Consider the following 20,781-nt stretch of genomic DNA (forward strand, 5'->3'; position numbering starts at 1 on the left):
GCTTATAATGTGGTAATACGAAAAGAAATTAGGAACTAAAATATGATATTGATTGAATAAGTATCAATTTAATAAGAAATATCTAATTTCAGTAGTTTAGGAAAGAAATGCGTTTTGTGAATCTAAAGTTTGAAAGTTAGTTCACTGAAAATCAAGTGTAAGATTGCTTTTCGGCTTGATTATATTATAAAGTAGCATTTACAAGAGGTTGGTATTATGAACTATTATTTAATCTGGGAAGATAACAATTAGTTAACTTTTAGTTAGATGTTATGTATTAATTTAATTATTAAAAATGTAATGAATGATATTGGCGCCCATTTTTAGCGCCTTATCGCGTACTTCTTTTGGATCGTTGTTTACCTCAGGATCTTCCCATCCGTCACCTAGGTCACTTTCATAGGTGTACAATAGAACAAGTTTATTTTCGATAAATATTCCAAAAGCTTGCGGTCTTTTGCCGTCATGCTCATGAATTTTTGGTAAGCCATTTGGGAAAGCAAATGGTTTTTGAAAAATGGGATGTGTGGCAGGTATTTCTACTAAATTTGTATTGGGGAAAATTTTCTTTATTTCTTTTTTAATGTACTGATCCATGCCGTAGTTGTCATCAATGTGCAAAAAACCACCTGCTACTAAATAATTTCTAAGATTACTGACTTCGGTATCATTAAAAACTACATTGCCATGCCCTGTTAAATGAATATAAGGATATGACAATAAATCAGGGCTTGATGTTTCAACAGTAGCTGGTTTTTGTTTAATGCGGGTATTGATATTGCTGTTGCAAAATTTAATTAAATTAGGCAATGAAGTTGGATTTGCATACCAATCTCCACCGCCGCTGTATTTTACTAATGCAATTTCCTGAGCAAACAAGCTAGAGCTAAAAAGGATTATGAAATAAAAAAAATGTTTCATGGAATTGATCTTAGTTTTCATTTGTGAAAATAACACTGTGACAGGCAACAATGGCAGCAGTTTCAGTTCTCAATCGTGTTTCGCCTAGCATCACAGGAGCGTATTCGTTTTCGAGTGCTAGTTGAATTTCTTTTTCTGAAAAATCTCCCTCTGGACCTATTAGAATGGTATAATCTACGTTTTTTTGTAAAATACTTTTTAATGATTTTTTTTCAGTTTCCTCGCAATGTGCTATGATTTTTACACCTGAAGGATTGAGTTTTATAAAATCTTTAAATGATATAGCATCATTTATTTTTGGTAAAAAAACGGCGTTTGATTGTTTCATAGCGGTTAATACTATTTTTTCGAAACGTTCTTTATTACAATTTTTTCGTTCTGAACGATCACAAAAAACAGGTGTTATTTCATGAACTCCAATTTCGGTTGCTTTTTCAAGGAACCATTCGTAACGGTCGTTCATTTTGGTTGGAGCAACTGCAAGGTGAAGTTTGAAAGTCGAGGGTGCTATTTGTATAAACGAAATAATATCAACAGTACATTTATTGTCTGATGCTAATGTTATTTGTGTTGTAAATAATAAACCATTACCATTAGTAACATGAAGAATGTCAGCATCTTTCTTGCGTAAAACTTTTATTATGTGTTTGCTTTCTTCTTTGTCAAATGAAAAATTTTGAGTGTTTTCATTTATTGTAGGGTTGTAAAATAATTGCATAGTTTTTTAAAATTGTATTCTAGCTTTTGAAACTACATTAGAGTTTTCAAATGTTTGTGATAAATATTTTTGATATCCTACAATTCCTATCATTGCAGCGTTATCGGTTGTGTATTCAAATTTTGGTATATAGGTTTTCCAACCGTATTTTTTTTCGGTTTCCTTTAAAGTAGTCCTTATGCCGGAGTTTGCAGATACGCCGCCTCCAATTGCAATTTGTTTAATACCTGTTTCTTTTACAGCAAGTTTAATTTTATCCATTAAAATTTCTATAATAGTATGCTGTATTGAGGCGCAAATATCGTTTAGGTTTTCAGTTACAAAATTTGGATTTTCGGCTGTTTTCTTTTGAATAAAATAGAGAATTGCCGTCTTTAATCCCGAAAAACTAAAATCTAATCCTGCCACCTTAGGTTTGGTAAATGGAAATGCTTTTGGATTTCCTAGTTGAGCATATTTATCTATTAAAGGACCGCCAGGATAGGGCAGACCAAGTATTTTGGCACTTTTATCAAATGCTTCGCCTACAGCATCATCAGTGGTTTCGCCAATTATGGTCATGGTAAAATAATCTTCTACCTTTATAATTTGAGTATGACCTCCGCTTATAGTTAATGCTAAAAATGGAAAGCTTGGTTTTTCAAATCCTTCTTCATCAATAAAATGCGCTAAAACATGAGCTTGCATGTGATTTATTGCAAGAAGCGGAATGTTTAAGGCTAGAGCCAATGATTTTGCAAAAGAACTTCCTACCAGCAAGGAGCCCATAAGGCCAGGACCTTGTGTAAATGCAATTGCAGATAGCTGTTCTTTTTGTATATTTGCTTTTTTAAGTGCAGCATCTACTACAGGAACAATGTTTTGTTGATGAGCCCTAGAGGCAAGTTCAGGAACAACACCCCCGTATTGATTGTGAATAAGTTGGTTTGCTACAACATTTGATAGTACTTTGTCGTTTTTTAAAACTGCAGCGGCGGTATCATCGCAAGAACTTTCTATTGCAAGTATAAAAACCTCAGGATTTTGCATAAATGGGTATGAATTTTGAGTTACAATTTGTACGCGTCGTACGGATCACATTTGTAATTTTCAAAATTAGAGAATTTTTAGCAAAGGAAGTTGTGTTTGCAAAAGCAAAATTAAATTTTAAATGAATAAATTCAATTAAGTATCAAAAAAGTAATTAAAATAGTTTTTAGAGTGTTGCTTGGGCTACTAGTTCTGCTGCTTGTTGCGGGTATTGCTCTAACTATGCCTGCCGTACAAACTAGGATAGCACGTTATTTTACGGATACTGTGAATAAAGATTATGGTACAAATATAAATGTTGAAGGTGTTTCAATTTCAGTTTTTGGAGGTGTTAAATTTAAAAATGTATTAATAAGAGACCACCGAAAGGATACTTTGATATATTCGGAGCGTATTGCTACCACTATTCTTGAAGGCAAAAAAATGCTGAATGGAGATCTTATTTTTGATAATCTGGATGTTTACGGATTACTTTTTAACCTAAAAACATACAAGGGTGAAAAAGAGACGAACATGGATAAGTTTATTAAATCATTTGAGACTGGAAAACGTTCCAATCGAAAATTTTTAATGAAAGCCAATACCTTACAAATTTACGATGGAAGATTTATATTAATTGATGAAAACAGAGAAACACCAAAAAATGTAGATTTCACAAAATTGAATGCATCGGTTACTGATTTTTTAATTTTTGGTCCAGAAGTTTCTACCAGTATCAATAAGATGTCCTTTCTAGATTTTAGAGGATTGTATGTTAAAAATTTGAAATCGAAATTTTCATATTCCAAAAAAAATATCAAACTTGAAAAACTAGATTTGCAAACCAAGGAATCCTCTCTTAAAGGAGAAGTTATTCTTAAATACAAAATTGAAGATTTTTCTAATTTTAATGATAAAGTAGTATTTGATATTCAATTAGATGCAGCTACAATTGCATCAAATGATATTCGATATTTTTATAAAGAATTAGGTAAAAACCAGCGATTTAATTTAAAATCAAAGATCAAGGGAACGCTAAATGATTTACAGTTTTCTAAGTTAAATTTAATTGATGAGCGAAAAACACAGTTAATAGGTGACATCAATTTCAAGAATTTATTTGCTAGAAAAGGACAACAATTTTCAATGTTTTCTAAGTTTGATAAATTGACTTCTACTTATGATGATTTAGTTGTAATTCTGCCCAACATTTTAGGCAATAAACTGCCTACTTCTTTACAAAAATTAGGACGTTTTAGTACTGAAGGGACTGCATCTGTTACAACTACAGCCGTTGAAGCTGATTTTTCTATGATAACAGCATTAGGGAAAGTAACTTCAAATTTGTACATCAATAACATTAACGAAATTGATAAAGCATCCTACATTGGTACTGTAATCTTAGATAATTTTGATTTAGGTACCATGATTGATCAGAAAGATTTAGGAAAAGTTTCTCTTGATATTGATGTAGATGGTCAAGGGTTTAATCAAAAGTATTTGAACACTGCGGTGAATGGTCAAGTTAGCCAAATAGAGTTTAAAGGTTATAATTATACAAATATTACTTTAAACGGTAATCTTGCGAGTCCTAATTACATTGGAGACATCCAGATTGATGATCCTAATTTGAAAATGACTTTTGATGGCGCTTTAGATTTAAGTAAAAAAGATAGTAAATATGATTTTCAAATTAATGTAATCAATGCCGATTTGAAAAAATTGAAATTGATGAATGATCCTGTTTCTGTTTTCAAAGGAGATGTTGAAGTACAAGCATCTGGTAATTCAATAGAAAATTTTGAGGGAACTGTTTTTATCAATAAAACATCTTATAAAAACGCTAAGGATACTTATGTCTTTAATGATTTTACGATCAATTCAACTTTTGACGATAATAAAGTAAGGACTATAACTGTGAATTCTCCCGATATTGTTCAAGGTGAGATTGTAGGGAGATATGAATTCAATCAATTGCAAAATTTAGTAAAGAATTCGTTAGGAAGTTTATACACTAATTTTAAACCCTTAAAAGTAAAACAAGGACAGTTTTTGAACTTTAATTTTTCTATCTACAATAAAATTATTGAGATTTTTTACCCAGATATTGCCATCGGAGCCAATACAATTGTTAAGGGGAGTATCAGTTCAGATGATCATGAATTTAAATTAGATTTTAATTCCCCGCAAATAACAGCTTCAAACATAACATTTGATAATATAAGAGTAGCTGTTGATAATAAAAATCCGCTTTATAATGCATATGTTGAGCTTGATAGTATAAAAACCAAGTATTATAAAATAAGAGATTTCAGTTTGATCAATGTGACACACAAGGATACGTTGTTTTTTAGATCTGAATTTAAAGGTGGTCCCAAAGCCGAAGATTATTACAATCTCAACTTGTATCATACTATCAATAAGGACAATAATAATGTTGTAGGTATCAGTAAATCTGAAGTCAAGTTTAAAGATTATTTGTGGTTTTTAAACGAAAATGAAACGCCTGATAATCAAATTGTTTTTGATAAATCTTTGGAGAATTTTGACATTGATAGGCTGGTACTTTCCCATGAAAATCAGTCTATAGCATTGGATGGAAATCTAAAAGGAAGTGATTTTAAGGATTTGAAATTAAGTTTTAAAGATGTCAACTTAAACCAAATTACCCCCACAAACAATAAACTAGTTGTACAAGGAAATATAAATGGTGAAATAGATTTTAAACAAAATAAAAATGTTTACCAGCCTACGGCTGCAATAGTCATTGATAAATTAAATGTAAACAAAACTGATTTGGGTATTTTGAAATTTGATGTTGAGGGTGATGAAACTTTTAAAAAATTCACCATAAACTCAAACTTAGAAAACGAAAATTTAGAATCATTTAATGCCGACGGGAATTTTGAAATTGTCAATAAAGAAACCATTTTAGACTTAAAATTAAAATTTGATAAGTTTAATATTGCAACGCTTAATTCCCTAGGTGGTGATGTTTTATCCAATATAAGAGGTTCTGTAGGTGGTAATGCAAGTATTGAGGGCAAGTTACAAGATCCTACCATTAACGGAAGATTATTTTTAGACAAAGCAGGTTTGACAATTCCATATCTTAACGTGGACTATGGTTTGAGTGACAATACCATAATAGATTTGACAAATGAGAAGTTTTTGTTTAGGAACAATACCTTAACAGATACTAAATATGGTACAGTAGGAAATTTAAACGGGTATATCGGACACAATAATTTCTCAGATTGGAAATTAGACTTGGCCATAAATTCAAAAAGATTAGTTGCATTAGATACAAAAGATAGCGAAGATGCAGCGTACTACGGCACTGCTTTCATTGATGGTAGCGCAACAATTAAAGGGCCTACCAATAGTTTATTTATAAAAGTTGATGCCAAATCAGAAAAAGGTACAGCTGTTAAAATTCCGATTAATAATGCTGAAAGTGTAAGTGATAATGTATTTATTCATTTTGTAACAGAAAAAGAAAAATACAACATTAAAAACGGGATTGTTGAAAACACACGAAATTACAACGGTTTAGAACTTGAATTTGATTTTGACATTACTCCGGATGCTGAGGTTGAAGTGATACTGGATCGAAATACAGGTCATGGTATGAAAGGTAAAGGCTTTGGGTCTTTACTATTTAAAATTAATACCCTTGGTAAATTTAACATGTGGGGAGATTTCCAGGCATATGAAGGAACTTACAATTTTAAATATGGAGGTCTTATTGATAAAAAGTTTGCAGTAAAAAAAGGTGGATCAATAACATGGGAAGGTAATCCTATGAAAGCACAACTTAACCTTGAAGCTATATACAAAACAACAGCAAATCCAGCAGTTTTATTAGATAATGCGTCTTTTAATTCAAAAGTTCCAGTAGAGGTTGTGATAGGCGTGCGAGGAGATTTAACAAGTCCTGAGCCTGATTTCAATATCGAATTCCCTACGGTAAGTACTGTTTTGAAATCGGAAATTCAGTATAAATTAAATGATAAGGATGTAAGACAAACGCAAGCTTTGTATTTATTGTCATCGGGTGGTTTTTTAAGTCCTGAAGGTGTAAATCAATCTGATTTTTCAGGGAGTTTGTTTGAAACGGCTTCGAGCATTTTGGGTGGAATCATTCGCTCTGATGATGAAAAATTCAAAGTAGGTCTAAATTTTATTGGAGCTGACAGGCGATTAGGAAAAGAAACGGATGGTAGATTTGTTGCTACAATTTCATCTAAAATAAACGAACGTATTACAATAAATGGCAAGTTAGGAGTTCCATTTGGAGGAATTAATGAGTCTGCAATTGTAGGCGATGTTGAGGTGCTTTATCGTGTTAACGAAGATGGGACTCTTAATCTCAGACTTTTTAATAAAGAAAATGACATCAATTATGTAGGTCAAGGAATTGGTTATACCCAAGGTTTAGGGGTGTCTTATGAAGTAGATTTTGATACTTTTAAAGAGTTGGTAAATAAAATCTTTAAAAACCTTAAAATAGAAAAAGTAGGAGCATCGCAGTCTGATGATCAAGATTCTGAAATGGCTCCAGATTATATTAATTTTTCTAAATCCAAGAAAAAAACGCCAGAACCTATTAAGAAAAATCAAGAAGGCCTTCTGCCAGAGGAGTATTAAACAAGAACCATACTTGTAAATTATACTTTACTACAACTGCTTATTTATATGAGCTGGAGTCCAAATTATCTGAATTTCATTAGAAATATCTGAATTACAATCCTTTATTTTATTTGGTATTAAAACGTTAATATTTTACTAAAAGTGAATAAATTTTTACTTTTAGTAATTAATAGCGTAATTTAATAGTGTTTTAAAAAAACTTATCAACGAAAACGTTTGAATTTAAGACAGCCTTTTAATTAATAAAAAACACTGTCTCATAAGTGGTTAATGTTTGTTAGTTTTACACTTTAATATTATAAAAATGCCAAAAACAATTAAGAAAGTAGGTGTTCTTACTTCAGGTGGAGACTCCCCAGGAATGAATGCAGCAATTCGATCTGTAGTTAGAACTTGTGCTTACCATAACATAGAATGTATAGGGATTTATAGAGGGTACCAAGGTATGATTGAAGGAGACTTTAAAGATATGGGACCTCGTAGTGTAAACAATATTGTTAATAAAGGAGGAACCATATTAAAATCTGCGCGTTCCCTAGAATTTAAAACCCCAGAAGGTAGAAAAAAGGCACATGAAAATTTAACCAAAGCAGGTATAGATGCACTGGTTGTAATAGGAGGTGATGGAACTTTTACGGGTGGATTATTATTTAATTCAGAATTTAATTTTCCAGTAATGGGAATCCCAGGAACTATAGATAATGACATATTCGGTACGAGTCATACTTTAGGTTATGATACAGCATTAAATACAGTTGTTGATGTTATTGATAAAATAAGAGATACAGCAAGTTCACACAACCGCTTGTTTTTTGTTGAGGTGATGGGTAGAGATGCGGGACATATTGCTTTAAATGCGGGTATAGGTGCTGGAGCAGAAGAGATATTGATTCCTGAAGAAGATTTAGGACTAGATAGATTACTCGAATCTTTACAGAAAAGTAAGGCTTCTGGAAAATCATCAAGTATAGTAGTCATTGCCGAAGGTGATAAAATTGGTAAAAATGTATTTGAACTTAAGGATTACGTAGAGGCTAATTTACCAGAATATGATGTTCGAGTTTCTGTTTTAGGTCATATGCAGCGTGGAGGATCCCCTTCTTGTTTTGATAGAGTTCTAGCAAGTAGGTTAGGTGTAAAAGCAGTTGAATCGTTACTAGAAGGTAAATCGAGTTATATGGTAGGGTTGCAAAATGATCAAGTAACATTGACGCCTTTGGAACAAGCTATTAAAGGAGAATCCATGATTGATAGAGAATTATTAAGAGTATCAGACATCATGTCGACATAGTTAATTAAAGTTTATTGTGAGGAAATTAGACTTTAGGTAGAAAAGAAAAATAAACAAAAAAATTAAATTAAAATGTCAAAAGTAAAATTAGGAATTAACGGATTTGGTAGAATTGGAAGAATCGTTTTTAGAGAAACTTTTAATAGAGATAATGTAGAGGTAGTAGCAATAAACGATTTATTAGATGTAGATCACCTAGCTTATTTATTGAAATATGATTCAGTTCACGGTCGTTTTGACGGTACTGTTGAAGTTAAAGAAGGAAAATTATATGTAAATGGAAGAAACATCCGTATCACTGCCGAAAGAAATCCAGCTGATTTGAAATGGAATGAAGTAGATGTTGATGTAGTTGCTGAATGCACGGGTATTTTTACAACTATAGAAACTGCTAGTGAGCATATTAAAGGAGGTGCTAAAAAAGTTATTATTTCTGCTCCATCTGCAGATGCACCAATGTTTGTTATGGGAGTAAATCATGAAACTGCAAAAGCAACAGATTTAGTGGTTTCTAATGCATCTTGTACTACCAATTGCCTTGCACCATTAGCTAAAGTAATTCATGATAATTTCGGAATTGTAGAGGCGTTAATGACAACGGTTCATGCTACCACTTCAACTCAAATGACAGCAGATGGTCCATCAAAAAAAGACTGGAGAGGCGGACGTGCTGCAAGTGTTAATATTATACCATCTTCTACAGGCGCCGCAAAAGCAGTAGGAAAAGTTATTCCTGAATTGAATGGAAAATTAACTGGTATGGCTTTCCGTGTTCCTACTGTTGATGTATCTGCAGTAGATTTAACGGTAAAAGTTGCTAAAGAAACTTCATACGAAGAGATTATGGCAGTTTTAAAAAATGCATCTGAGACAACTATGAAAGGAATATTAGGCTATACTGAAGACGCTGTAGTATCTCAAGATTTTATTTCTGATAAAAGAACTTCAATTGTAGATGCAACTGCAGGAATTGGGTTAAATTCTACTTTTTTCAAAATAGTTTCTTGGTATGATAATGAGTATGGTTATTCTAGTAAGTTAATTGATTTATCTGTGCACATTGCAGGGTTAAAATAATTCTTTATATATTTACAAATCCCGTTATCATGCTGTAACGGGATTTTATTTTTTGTTGCTTTGGTATAGAAATTAAATGGTTATGACTTTATATTAAACGGGCAACACACACTAATAAACTAAAAAAAAATGAGACTAATAGTTGATAGCGGATCTACTAAAGCCGATTGGATTGCGATAGATGACAATGGTAAAATTTTATTTACAACACAAACACTTGGGTTAAACCCCGAAGTGCTTGAACCAGATGAAATTATTGAAAGATTGAACGATCGTTTTGATATTTTACACAATAAAAAGAATGCTACTCATTTATTCTTTTATGGTGCAGGTTGTGGTACTGACAGGATGAAAATAGCACTTTCACAAGTTTTTCAAAACTATTTTGTTAATGCAATCATTGATGTTAAAGAAGATACCTATGCAGCTGTGTATGCTACTACTCCAAAAGGAGAAAAAGCAATAGTGTCTATACTAGGAACAGGATCAAATTGTAGTTACTTTGATGGTAAAGAGTTGCATCAAAAAGTACAATCTCTAGGTTATATTGCGATGGATGATTGCAGTGGAAATGTTTTTGGAAAAGAATTAATTAGAAAGTATTACTTTAACAAAATGCCAAAAGAATTGGCTGTTGAATTTGAAAAAGAGTATGACTTAGATCCAGATGCTATAAAAAGTAAGTTGTATAAGGAGCCTAATCCTAACGCTTATCTGGCTACTTTTGCAAAGTTTTTAATTCAGCATAAAGAGACAGAGTTTTGCAGGAAAATAATTTTTAAGGGAATGAAATCTTTTGTTAAAAATTATATCAAGCAATTTGATAATTGTAAAGAGGTAAAAGTTCATTTTGTAGGTTCTATTGCTTTTTACTTAAAAGAAGAATTGCAGGAAAATTTTGATAAATATGAACTACAATTGGGTAATGTTTTAAGAAGACCTATTGATGGCTTAATCGCTTATCACAATTTAAATAAATAGAGTCACATAATATAAAAGTCCTTACTAATTCTTGCAAAGCGATGCTTTTTTAAGAATTAGTAAGGACTTTTTTTATATTCAATTTACAGTTTTAAACGCTGTAAATTTATATTACGATATGGCAATCATTGAAATTTCTACATTAACATTTTTTGGTAAACAAGCTACCTGGACAGTTTCACGAGCAGGAGCTGATTTTTCGTCAAAATAGGAACCGTAAACAGTATTTATTTGAGCAAAATCATTCATGTCCATGATGAAAATAGTTGTTTTAACAACATTTTCAAATGTCATTTCTGCTGCTTCAAGAACTGCTTTCATGTTTTGCATTACTTGCTCGGTTTCAGCCTCAATTGACGATGTTATTAGTTCTCCAGTTGATGGATCTAAAGCAATTTGACCAGAAGTATAAAGTGTATTCCCTTTTAGTACAGCTTGGCTATAAGGACCTATTGGAGCAGGAGCATTTTTAGTAAAAATTATTTTTTTCATGTGGCATTAATTTGAATTAGTTTTAAAGTTACCTGTTTATGGTACTACGTTTATCCCATTTGATATCACTTAATACACCAGATTTTATCCCGATAAAGAAACCCCAGTTTGCATTTGTACCAAAAGGGGACCAGTTAAAATCCATTCGCCAGCTTAACAAATCACGCTCAAAACGCAATTGAGTAAACGTAACTCCTTTTTGAACAAAATCATATCCTGTTGATACACCAGCTTTCCATTTGGGCGTTATGTCAGCATTGGCAGATATCATAATTGAGTTTCCTATGATTTCATTTTCTCGATTATTGTTTCCATACGTTAGGGAATAAGCAAATGTCATGTCCCAAGGTAATTTAGAATTAAAAAACTCAGATTCTGTATCTTCTTCTTCATTTTCTTCATCCTCATTAAATAAACTTCTTCGGCTATCGCCAAGATCAACATTGGTTCCAAATAAATCGTCTTCTCGACCACCATTTCGTTTGCTTAATGAATTTTTATCTTTCTCATTTTTATCTTTTCCTTTGCTTGAAATGGCATAATTTATTGTCATATTTGAACTTGTCATTCTAAAAAGACTTCCGCCGTTATTGATGTTAAACACATTTATTCGGTTACCCGAATTATCAATAGCGTAAGGATCAAGAGTGGCTCCAAAATTGACATTCATTTTATTATCTAGTAAATTTGTACCACCACTTACTCGAATTGGTGCTAATGCTAATGTTGTTTTACCATCGGCATTCATATTGTATGATGTAGAAAAGTTAAGGTTGTTAAGTAGCATTATTTTTTTGGACTCCACTTTAGTACTGTCCTTGTCTGTTACCTTTGCTTCCAGCGTATTGCTTAAATCAAAACCTAAAATATTAGAATTGTTTAATCCTGGTGCACCATAAATTCCGTTTTCAAATCGGGTATATTTTTGCATTTTTCCTGAACCATCGGCAGCATAAGTATCGTAATATTTTTCAAAACTTGGTGTGTACCCATAAGAAATGGAGGGTCTCATTACGTGACGTATTGATTTTATTTTTTTGTTTTCACCAAAATTGAACGTTCCATATATTGTTGTTCCTACACTTGATGAGAAAGAATAGGTTCTAAAAGCGTCAAAACCGTTAACGGTTCTATCAACTACTCGGTTTTGTTCTATATCAAAGCTTTTGTTAATCGTTTTTGTGTACCAAATTTCTTCATAATTCATTGATGTAGTAGCACTAAAATATTTGAATAATTTAAAATTTGTACTCAACGGGATGCTATGCTGAAAACCTATTTTAGCATCACGAAACATCTGGGGTTTAAAAAATAAAGAGTCATTAGTTACGATACTATTTCTACCGTTTAGGTTGTATTGTAAATTGATATTCTTAAAAAAACCTTTTCTCACACCGTCTTTACCTACAAAAGGATACATTCTGTCTACGCTTAATTGTAGCGTAGGTAAGGTCATGTTGATTTCCTCTGTTTGTGTGTTTTGAGAATGTGTAGCTGTCAATGACATACGCACTTGTGGCACTGAAGTAAATGTTTTGGAATAAGATACTGAAGAGCTAAGTGTATTGTTTAGGTTTGAGCCAATGTTAACTTGATTAATGGACTGCTGGAAATATTTGCTGCTTCCTAAATTCACAGAAGCTGAAAAAGTAGAATTTGGACTGGATTTTGTATCCTTTGAATGGGACCATTGGATGTTGTAAATGTTCTGTTTAGAATAGTCAGGATACCCTCTTTCACTATTGATTAAATTTTCAAAACGCACATTGATGTTACCACGGTAATTGTATCTTTTGGCATAGCTTGACTCAAAACGCATCCCATAGCTACCATTGGTATAATAATCTCCTAATACCGTTAAGTCATAGTTATCGCTTAAGGCAAAATAGTAACCTAAGTTTTGTAAAGAAAAACCACGGTTGTTAGAGTCGTTGTAACTAGGTAATATTAAACCCGAAATACTGGTTTCCTTGCTCATAGGAAAAAACGCAAAAGGCAGCGCAATAGGAGTAGGCACATTTGCAATAACCATATTAGTTAATCCTGTAACTACTTTTTTGCCGGGAATAAATTTCACTTTATTGGTTTGGAAATAATATTCAGGATTGTCTACATCTTTTGATGTAGTAAAACGGGCGCCTTTTAAAAAATATACGGAGTCATTTTCTTTTTTAGTAACTGCAGCTTTGATTTTGAATTCGCCTTGATCTGAACGAGAATTCCAAATTAGCGCTTTTTTTGTTTTAAAATTAAACCGAATAGAATCGGGTTCTACTACATTGGCACCTTGCTTAAAATTTGGATATTGAATGTAAGCACCTGCGGAGTCTTTTAATCTTCCTGCATAGACTTCATTTTTTTCATAATCAAGTACAATTATACCAGATTTAAGTTCTACATCTTCATAATATAATTCCGCTTGATCGTTTAGTGTGATTAATTTTCTCTTTTGATCAATTTTGACATACTTACTAGCTTTGTAACGTACTTTCCCGTTCAAAAATACTTTCTTGCTTTTTACAGTATCAATCTTAATAGTGTCTACTTTTTTTACAGCAAGATTATCATCCTTTTTAATTGTAGAAGATGCTTTGGGTTCGGAATCAATTTTATTTTGAGCTTTTACATTCGGCTTCTTTTTATTGATATCTTGCGCGTATGTTGTACCTGAACCTATTGATAGGATAATAGATATTAAAACGATATTAAATAAGTTTGTATGCAAAGGTTTAAATGCTATTTTTGTAAAATGATGGCCTATTTTTTGAGGAGTCAAACTTACAGATTATTTTTGGTCAAAAATAGTCAAATTAATAATTTTATAACTGTAGTCTTTTAATTAAATTAACGTATCACAACATGTCTTTTTCAAGTAATAATAAATTATTGGTATCTTTTATTTTGTTGATGAATTCCGTTTTAGGTTTTAGTCAATCAAGTAATTTTAAGGTAACGCTGGATGCGGGTCATGGTGCACATGATTTTGGGGCAGTTTATGAAGGTAGGATCGAAAAAAATATTGCATTAGCGGTTGTTTTAAAAGTAGGTAAAATTTTAGAGTCAACTCCTTATATGGAGGTTAATTATACTAGAAAAACAGATGTGTTTATTGATTTGATTGAAAGAGCCAATATTGCAAATCGATTTAACGCAAACATATTTGTATCCATACATTGTAATGCAAATAGAAACACTCTTGCTGACGGAACTGAAACTTATGTGATGGGTTTGAGTAAAGTTTCATCAAACTTAGAGGCAGCCAAGAAAGAGAACTCTGTAATTACTTTGGAAAAGGACTATAAACAAAAATATGAAGGTTTTGATCCTAACTCTCCTGAGACTATGATAGGTATGACTTTAATGCAAGAAGAATATTTAGATAACAGTATTTCACTTGCTAGTAAAGTGGAGGATGCATTTGAGAATTTAGGAAAAAAAATACGTGGAGAAGGGGTAAAACAGGCTCCTTTTATGGTATTGCATAAAGCCTATATGCCTAGAGTTTTAATTGAAATGGGGTTTATTTCAAACACTATTGAAGGTAATATTCTAAACTCTGAAGAAGGTCAAAACCAGATTGCAAAAGCTATTTCGGATGCAATTATTAGCTATAAAGCGGAATATTATGGGACTAATGAAATTGAAAACATACAAGAAGTATTACCCCAAGACAAAATAGAAAAACCTATTAATGAAATTAACGAAACGCCAACTACACCAAATATACAATCTGGAGTTAATCCTGCAGCTGTTTTACCTGTAGTGAATGGTAGCGCCTCAACAGTTTATAAAGTCCAATTGATGGCTAGTTTGACAAACTTAGATACAAGTTCAAAAACGTTTAGAGGGCTAGATGCCATTTCTGTAATTACTGAAAATAAATATTTTAAATATTTGTATGGAAATACAACGGATTATGAAGCAGCTAAGAAAGATTTAAAAATTGCAAAAGAAAAAGGTTTTAGCTCTGCTTTTTTAATTGCTTACAAAAATGGTGAGAAAGTCAGTATTAAAGATGCCCTTAAATAAATCCTCCAAAAAAGGATCCTAATAATTTTACACCTATATATTTTGCATAGCGTTTTAAAAATAAAAACAAAATGTGTCGTTTTTTTTCTAATGGCAAGCATAGCTGTTTTTTCTCAATCTAAAAATAAATTTATTGTTATCCTTGATGCTGGCCACGGAGGTAAAGATCCTGGAAATTCCTACCATGGATTTATAGAAAAAGAAATTGCACTAAAAACGACTTTGCAACTCGAAAAGCAGTTGAATGAAGATCCAGATATTAAGGTAATTCATACCCGCAAATCAGATGTTTTTATTGAACTCAAAGACCGACCTCACAAAGCAAATAGTCTGCATGCAGATTTGTTTATTTCCATTCATTGTAATTCAGTAAATAATCCAGTTCCATATGGGACAGAGACATTTGTCATGGGTTTGACCCGAAGCAAAGGAAATTTAGAAATTGCAAAACAAGAAAATTCTGTTATTTTATTAGAGAAAGATTATAAAAGAAGCTATAAAGGATTTGATCCTAAAAATCCAGAGACTTTAATAGGTTTGAAAATTTTACAAGAAGATTACTTAGATCGAAGTATTCGATTGGCATCAAAAATAGAAGGTAATTTTATACACAAACTCAACAGAAAATCTCGAGGTATCAAACAAACTCCATTGTGGGTGTTGGATGCGGCATACATGCCAAGTGTTTTAATTGAGCTTGGTTTTTTAAGCAATAAAAATGAGGGGACTTATCTCAACTCTGCAGAAGGACAAAAAAACATGGCACAAGCAATTGCATCGGCTATAATTGCTTACAAAAAAGAATACTTTGATACAAGTTCTTCAAATGACAATGATGATTTGAAAGAAGTTTCAAAAACGAAATCCTCCTCCATAGATAAAAAAATAACAGTTAAGGCGCCTTTGTCAGATATAAATTCGAAACCATCTAAAACTAATGTAGTTTTTAAAATACAATTTGCATCTGGCAATAAAAAGTTGGATTTAAAGCCTCAAAATTTTAAAGGTTTGAAAGACGTTTCAGTTCAATCAAGTTCTGGATCTTTGTTTACTTATTTCTTTGGAGAAGCAAATACGTATGCAATAGCCAAAGAAAATTTAAAAAAGGTTCAATTAAAAGGATATACAACTGCTTATATTGTAGCGTTTCAGAACGGAAAAAACATTAGTATTAAAGAAGCGCTTAAATTATTATAACAAGTCAAATATTTTATATTAAATTTGTAAAAAATACTTGAATTTTGAAAATAACACGAGAAATTAAAACTGCAATTTTAGTTATTGCATCTATATCACTTTTTATTTGGGGTTACAGTTTTTTAAAAGGAAAAGACTTGTTTACAGATTACAAAACCTTTTTTGTTGAATATAATAGTGTTGAAGGTCTTACATCATCGGCTCCAGTAACTCTTAATGGCTTAATTATAGGTAAAGTAAACAGTATTACTATTAATGCGAATACAGGTAAATTGCTTGTAGAGTTACAGTTGAAAACTGATTTTCCTATTACAAAAAGTAGTGTTGCATCATTGTATGAGCCAAGCTTTATTGGCGGAAAGCAAATAGCGATTATGCCTAATTTTAATGATAAAGAATTAGCTGTTGAAGGTCAGTTTTTTCAAAGTGGAATTAAGCTTGGTTTAACCGATAAAGTAGGGGATCAATTAGCGCCTTTGCAAGACAAACTTGAAAAATTATTAGGTAATACAGATAAACTAATTTCTGGATTGAATAATGTTTTAGATCAAAAAGGTCAAGCCGATATCAAATTGACTCTTGCTGAATTGAGTCAAACAGTGGCTGAGTTTCATAAACTTTCATCTAGTGTGAATGATTTATTAGCTACAAACAAAACACAAATAAACGGTGTTGTTACTAACTTGAATAAAGTTTCAGTCAACTTTTCAAAAATTTCAGATTCTTTAAACAAAGCTGATTTAGGTAAAACAGTGAAGAACCTAAATACTACTCTAGGACGTGTAGATGGAATTATGCGTAATTTAGAGTCTGGAAATGGTACAATAGGGAAATTATTAAAAGACGAATCTTTTTATCAAAATATTAAAACTTCTACCAAAGAGTTGGAATTACTTCTTCAAGATATTAGATTGTATCCTACTAGATATGTAAATATATCAGTGTTTGGAAAGAAAAACAAGCCATACGTAGGAGCACAAAAGGATTCTATTCAAATAAAGTAAATATATTAAAATGAGCTACTTAGACAATATTTTATTTGCCATAATATTGGCAATAGGTTTCGGATATTTTTTTGTAAGTATCAAAAAAATAAGAAGAAATATCAATTTAGGAACTGATGTTAATCGTACGGATAATCCCAAAGCAAGATGGACTAATATGGCCATGATAGCACTAGGACAATCAAAAATGGTAAAGAGACCAGTGGCAGGGATTTTACACATTATAGTCTACATTGGTTTTGTAATCATTAACATTGAGTTGTTAGAAATTATTATTGATGGACTTTTTGGTACACATAGAGTTTTTGCTTTCTTGGGAACTACTTATAATGTATTAATTGCTTCATTTGAGATACTTGCTGTTTTAGTTTTAGTGGCTGTTTTTGCTTTTTGGAGCCGAAGAAATATTATTAAATTAAAGCGATTTGTCAGTTCAGATTTAAAAGGCTGGCCTAAAAGTGATGCTAATTACATTTTGTATTTTGAAGTGGTATTGATGACATTATTTTTATTAATGAACGCTTCTGATTTGCATTTACAAAATGTTCCAGGAGGTTATGGTCATTTCATAAAAGCAGGATCTTTTCCAGTGAGTCAGTTTATTGAGCCTATTTTTAATGGACTTTCAAATGAATTAGTAATGCTATTATCTGAAGGTTTCTGGTGGGTTCACATTGTGGGGATTTTAATTTTCATGAATTATCTTTATTTTTCAAAGCACCTTCATATTTTATTGGCTTTTCCTAATACGTATTTTGCAAATTTGAACCCACAAGGTCAATTTGATAATTTACAATCAGTAACAAATGAGGTAAAATTAATGATGGATCCTAATGCCGATCCTTTTGCAGCAGCACCAGTAGATTCAAATGCGGTTCCAAGTAAATTCGGTGCTAGTGATGTGCAAGATTTAAACTGGGTTCAGTTGTTAAATGCTTATACCTGCACAGAATGTGGAAGATGTACTTCATCATGTCCTGCAAACAATACGGGTAAAAAATTATCTCCTAGAAAAATCATGATGGATACTAGAGATCGTCTTGAGGAAGTAGGAAAAAATATAGATGCGAATAAAGGTGTTTTCATACCAGATAATAAATCGTTGTTGAATGATTATATTACTGCAGAAGAACTATGGGCCTGTACTTCATGCAACGCTTGTGTTGAAGAGTGTCCTGTAAACATCAGTCCTTTATCTATTATTATGGATATGAGACGTTATTTAGTAATGGAACAGAGTGCTGCACCAATGCCGTTAAATGCTATGATGACCAATATTGAAAACAATGGTGCACCATGGCAATACAACCAACAAGATAGATTAAATTGGAAAAATGAATAATCCATTGTAACGGATTTCATTATTGTATTTTTTTAATACAAACACAAATTATCATATAACCGAATCAATAAAAAAGTATGTCAGAAAATTTAATAGTGCCAACTATGGCCGAAATGTTAGCTCAAGGAAAGCAGCCAGAAGTTTTATTTTGGGTGGGCTGTGCAGGAAGTTTTGACGATAGAGCAAAAAAAATTACGAAAGCTTTTGTTCGAATTTTAAATAGATCTAATGTTTCTTTTGCTGTTTTAGGAACCGAAGAGAGTTGTACAGGAGATCCAGCAAAAAGAGCAGGAAACGAGTTTTTGTTTCAAATGCAAGCCATGATGAACATTGAAGTTTTGAATGGTTATGAAGCAAAAAAAATAGTTACTGCTTGTCCTCATTGTTTTAACACGCTCAAAAATGAGTATCCAGAACTAGGAGGACAATATGAAGTAATACATCATACAGAATTTTTGAAATCGCTACTTGATGATGGTAGACTTACTATTGAAGGTGGTCAATTTAAAGGAAAGCGTATTACTTTTCACGACCCTTGTTATTTGGGCAGAGCCAATAACGTTTACGAAGCTCCTAGAGATTTAATAACGAAACTTGATGCAGCTCTTGTTGAAATGAAAAGATCAAAAGCCAATGGACTTTGTTGTGGTGCAGGTGGAGCTCAAATGTTTAAAGATGCTGAAAACGGAAGTAAAGAAATTAATATTGAGAGAACAGAGGATGCATTAGAGACAGCTCCTGATATTATTGCCGCAGGGTGTCCATTTTGCAATACGATGATGACAGATGGTATCAAAAACAAAGAAAGAGAAAGTGATGTTAAGGTAATGGATATAGCTGAGCTTATTGCTAATGCTCAAGACTTGTAATGATGAAAAAAATAATTATAGCACTTGTTTTAATTTTCAGTACAAATTCTTTTTCTCAAGACATGTATGACATTATTGGTAAAGAAACCTGTGCTTGTCTTGGAACAAAAAAATTAGATTATCAAAAACTAGATAAGAAAGAATTGCAAACTCAAGTAGGTTTGTGTATGATTCAAAGTTATACGAGTCATATAAATGAATTCAAGCAAGAGGATAAGATTCAGTTTGATGATCAAGAAGGAATGCGAAAAATGGGCGAGAAAGTAGCACTAAAAATGTTAGTCAACTGCCCAGAAATTATTCTAGAGTTAGGTAAATCAACTCAGAAAGATATTGGTGATGAAAGTGAAGATGAACTTGTAGTTGATGAACCAGCGGATGTTTTTATAGAAGGTCAAGTTACCGCTATTAAAAAAGATCAATTTGTTTCTTTACAACTAAAAGATAAAAACGGAAGAGCTTATAGTTTTTTATTATTGGATTACTTTGAAACAGCATCTGTATTGACTAATAATGAACTTAAAGTTAAAGATTCTGTAAAAGTTGGTTACACTGAGATTGAACTTTTTGATGTAGCAACAAATGAATTCAAATATTTTAAAATTTTAACAGATATACAGCGTCAATAAATTCTAATTGCCCTGAAATTTACAAATACAATTATATGTACGTCCCTTTTGAAAATTTACCAGAAGATTCTAGAATTTGGATTTATCAATCCAATAGAAAATTCTCTGATGCTGAATTTGCTGAAATAGAAACTTCATTAAAATCTTTCTTAGAGCAATGGGCAGCACATGGAACTAGTTTAGAATCTTCTTATCTCTTAAAGTATAATAGGTTTATAATTATTGCTGTAAATCAAGAAGTACAAGCTGCTACGGGTTGTTCAATAGACGCATCTGTAGAGTTTATACAAGCATTAGAACAAAAATATACAGTTGATTTATTAGATAAAATGAATGTGACTTTTAAGTTAGGAGAACACATTGCTCATAAAACCCTAATTGATTTCAAAAAAATGGTGAAAGACAAAGCGGTTACTGAAAACACAGTAGTTTTTAATAACCTGGTAAACACTATTGAAGAATTTAATGAATCTTGGGAAGTTACTGCTATGGATAGTTGGCACAGTCGTTTTTTTTAAAAATACTTTTACTTAATTATAGTCTTTAAAACTAAATATTAAAAAACGTTGA

Annotated in this window: 16 protein-coding genes; 11 read left to right on the forward strand and 5 right to left on the reverse strand. The window is 31.8% G+C overall.

Annotated elements, in window-relative coordinates; genetic code table 11:
- Positions 1-282: 282 nt before the first annotated feature.
- From DNC80_RS09445 to tsaD, 3 genes are read right to left on the reverse strand one after another with little or no spacing between them, the layout of a single operon-like run.
- A complete protein-coding gene (locus DNC80_RS09445; protein ID WP_182650995.1) occupies positions 283-921 on the reverse strand; it encodes a DUF4159 domain-containing protein in 639 nt (212 codons plus the stop codon).
- A 10-nt stretch (positions 922-931) separates the two neighbouring features.
- Complete coding sequence (locus DNC80_RS09450; RefSeq protein ID WP_182650996.1) at positions 932-1,639, reverse strand: 16S rRNA (uracil(1498)-N(3))-methyltransferase; 708 nt, start codon at positions 1,637-1,639, stop codon at positions 932-934.
- Between the two features lie 6 nt (positions 1,640-1,645).
- Positions 1,646-2,668 (reverse strand): tRNA (adenosine(37)-N6)-threonylcarbamoyltransferase complex transferase subunit TsaD, encoded by a 1,023-nt coding sequence (tsaD, locus tag DNC80_RS09455; RefSeq protein ID WP_086455257.1) that lies wholly within the window; start codon positions 2,666-2,668, stop codon positions 1,646-1,648.
- Between the two features lie 222 nt (positions 2,669-2,890).
- Here tsaD and DNC80_RS09460 point away from each other — a divergent pair, with 222 nt between their 5' ends.
- The 4 genes from DNC80_RS09460 (at position 2,891) to DNC80_RS09475 (ending at position 10,649) form a co-directional block, all read left to right on the forward strand.
- Positions 2,891-7,297, forward strand: coding sequence for a translocation/assembly module TamB domain-containing protein (locus tag DNC80_RS09460; protein WP_182650997.1), 4,407 nt, complete (start codon positions 2,891-2,893; stop codon positions 7,295-7,297).
- A 307-nt stretch (positions 7,298-7,604) separates the two neighbouring features.
- Positions 7,605-8,591, forward strand: coding sequence for a 6-phosphofructokinase (gene pfkA / locus DNC80_RS09465; RefSeq protein WP_086454612.1), 987 nt, complete (start codon positions 7,605-7,607; stop codon positions 8,589-8,591).
- Between the two features lie 72 nt (positions 8,592-8,663).
- The gene (gap, locus tag DNC80_RS09470; protein ID WP_182650998.1) at positions 8,664-9,668 is read left to right on the forward strand and encodes a type I glyceraldehyde-3-phosphate dehydrogenase; all 1,005 of its coding nucleotides are present in this window, start codon (positions 8,664-8,666) and stop codon (positions 9,666-9,668) included.
- Between the two features lie 129 nt (positions 9,669-9,797).
- Positions 9,798-10,649 (forward strand): N-acetylglucosamine kinase, encoded by an 852-nt coding sequence (locus DNC80_RS09475; RefSeq protein WP_182650999.1) that lies wholly within the window; start codon positions 9,798-9,800, stop codon positions 10,647-10,649.
- Between the two features lie 111 nt (positions 10,650-10,760).
- On the opposite strand, the gene DNC80_RS09480 is transcribed toward DNC80_RS09475, so the two are convergent.
- Entirely contained in the window at positions 10,761-11,141 is a 381-nt protein-coding gene (locus DNC80_RS09480) for a RidA family protein (RefSeq protein WP_182651000.1), read from the reverse strand.
- A gap of 28 nt (positions 11,142-11,169) precedes the next feature.
- Positions 11,170-13,917 (reverse strand): putative LPS assembly protein LptD, encoded by a 2,748-nt coding sequence (locus tag DNC80_RS09485; RefSeq protein ID WP_182651001.1) that lies wholly within the window; start codon positions 13,915-13,917, stop codon positions 11,170-11,172.
- Between the two features lie 83 nt (positions 13,918-14,000).
- Between DNC80_RS09485 and DNC80_RS09490 the strand changes: the two genes are divergently transcribed.
- The 7 genes from DNC80_RS09490 (at position 14,001) to DNC80_RS09520 (ending at position 20,729) form a co-directional block, all read left to right on the forward strand.
- Positions 14,001-15,170 (forward strand): N-acetylmuramoyl-L-alanine amidase, encoded by a 1,170-nt coding sequence (locus DNC80_RS09490; protein WP_182651002.1) that lies wholly within the window; start codon positions 14,001-14,003, stop codon positions 15,168-15,170.
- A 90-nt stretch (positions 15,171-15,260) separates the two neighbouring features.
- Positions 15,261-16,367 carry an N-acetylmuramoyl-L-alanine amidase gene (locus tag DNC80_RS09495; RefSeq protein WP_182651003.1) on the forward strand — a complete coding sequence of 369 codons (1,107 nt, stop codon included), beginning with the start codon at positions 15,261-15,263 and terminating at the stop codon, positions 16,365-16,367.
- A 44-nt stretch (positions 16,368-16,411) separates the two neighbouring features.
- Positions 16,412-17,371, forward strand: coding sequence for an MlaD family protein (locus DNC80_RS09500; protein ID WP_182651004.1), 960 nt, complete (start codon positions 16,412-16,414; stop codon positions 17,369-17,371).
- Positions 17,372-17,381: 10 nt separating this feature from the next.
- Positions 17,382-18,713: a (Fe-S)-binding protein gene (locus DNC80_RS09505; RefSeq protein WP_182651005.1), complete on the forward strand. Its 1,332-nt coding sequence runs from the start codon at positions 17,382-17,384 to the stop codon at positions 18,711-18,713.
- Positions 18,714-18,790: 77 nt separating this feature from the next.
- Positions 18,791-19,582, forward strand: a complete 792-nt coding sequence (locus tag DNC80_RS09510) for a (Fe-S)-binding protein (protein ID WP_182651006.1) — start codon at positions 18,791-18,793, stop codon at positions 19,580-19,582.
- 2 nt (positions 19,583-19,584) lie between these two features.
- The gene (locus tag DNC80_RS09515) at positions 19,585-20,211 is read left to right on the forward strand and encodes a hypothetical protein (RefSeq protein WP_182651007.1); all 627 of its coding nucleotides are present in this window, start codon (positions 19,585-19,587) and stop codon (positions 20,209-20,211) included.
- A gap of 35 nt (positions 20,212-20,246) precedes the next feature.
- Positions 20,247-20,729, forward strand: a complete 483-nt coding sequence (locus DNC80_RS09520) for an ABC transporter ATPase (protein ID WP_182651008.1) — start codon at positions 20,247-20,249, stop codon at positions 20,727-20,729.
- Positions 20,730-20,781 lie beyond the last annotated feature (52 nt).

The sequence above is a fragment of the Flavobacterium sp. SOK18b genome, from assembly GCF_014156605.1.
GTDB lineage: Bacteria > Bacteroidota > Bacteroidia > Flavobacteriales > Flavobacteriaceae > Flavobacterium > Flavobacterium tiangeerense.

Coding starts and splice junctions, on each gene's coding strand:
- DNC80_RS09445 (WP_182650995.1), bottom strand. CDS start 921: ATGAAACATTTTTTTTATTTCATAATCCTTTTTAGCTCTAGCTTGTTT.
- DNC80_RS09450 (WP_182650996.1), bottom strand. CDS start 1,639: ATGCAATTATTTTACAACCCTACAATAAATGAAAACACTCAAAATTTT.
- tsaD (WP_086455257.1), bottom strand. CDS start 2,668: ATGCAAAATCCTGAGGTTTTTATACTTGCAATAGAAAGTTCTTGCGAT.
- DNC80_RS09460 (WP_182650997.1), top strand. CDS start 2,891: ATGCCTGCCGTACAAACTAGGATAGCACGTTATTTTACGGATACTGTG.
- pfkA (WP_086454612.1), top strand. CDS start 7,605: ATGCCAAAAACAATTAAGAAAGTAGGTGTTCTTACTTCAGGTGGAGAC.
- gap (WP_182650998.1), top strand. CDS start 8,664: ATGTCAAAAGTAAAATTAGGAATTAACGGATTTGGTAGAATTGGAAGA.
- DNC80_RS09475 (WP_182650999.1), top strand. CDS start 9,798: ATGAGACTAATAGTTGATAGCGGATCTACTAAAGCCGATTGGATTGCG.
- DNC80_RS09480 (WP_182651000.1), bottom strand. CDS start 11,141: ATGAAAAAAATAATTTTTACTAAAAATGCTCCTGCTCCAATAGGTCCT.
- DNC80_RS09490 (WP_182651002.1), top strand. CDS start 14,001: ATGTCTTTTTCAAGTAATAATAAATTATTGGTATCTTTTATTTTGTTG.
- DNC80_RS09495 (WP_182651003.1), top strand. CDS start 15,261: ATGGCAAGCATAGCTGTTTTTTCTCAATCTAAAAATAAATTTATTGTT.
- DNC80_RS09505 (WP_182651005.1), top strand. CDS start 17,382: ATGAGCTACTTAGACAATATTTTATTTGCCATAATATTGGCAATAGGT.
- DNC80_RS09510 (WP_182651006.1), top strand. CDS start 18,791: ATGTCAGAAAATTTAATAGTGCCAACTATGGCCGAAATGTTAGCTCAA.
- DNC80_RS09515 (WP_182651007.1), top strand. CDS start 19,585: ATGAAAAAAATAATTATAGCACTTGTTTTAATTTTCAGTACAAATTCT.
- DNC80_RS09520 (WP_182651008.1), top strand. CDS start 20,247: ATGTACGTCCCTTTTGAAAATTTACCAGAAGATTCTAGAATTTGGATT.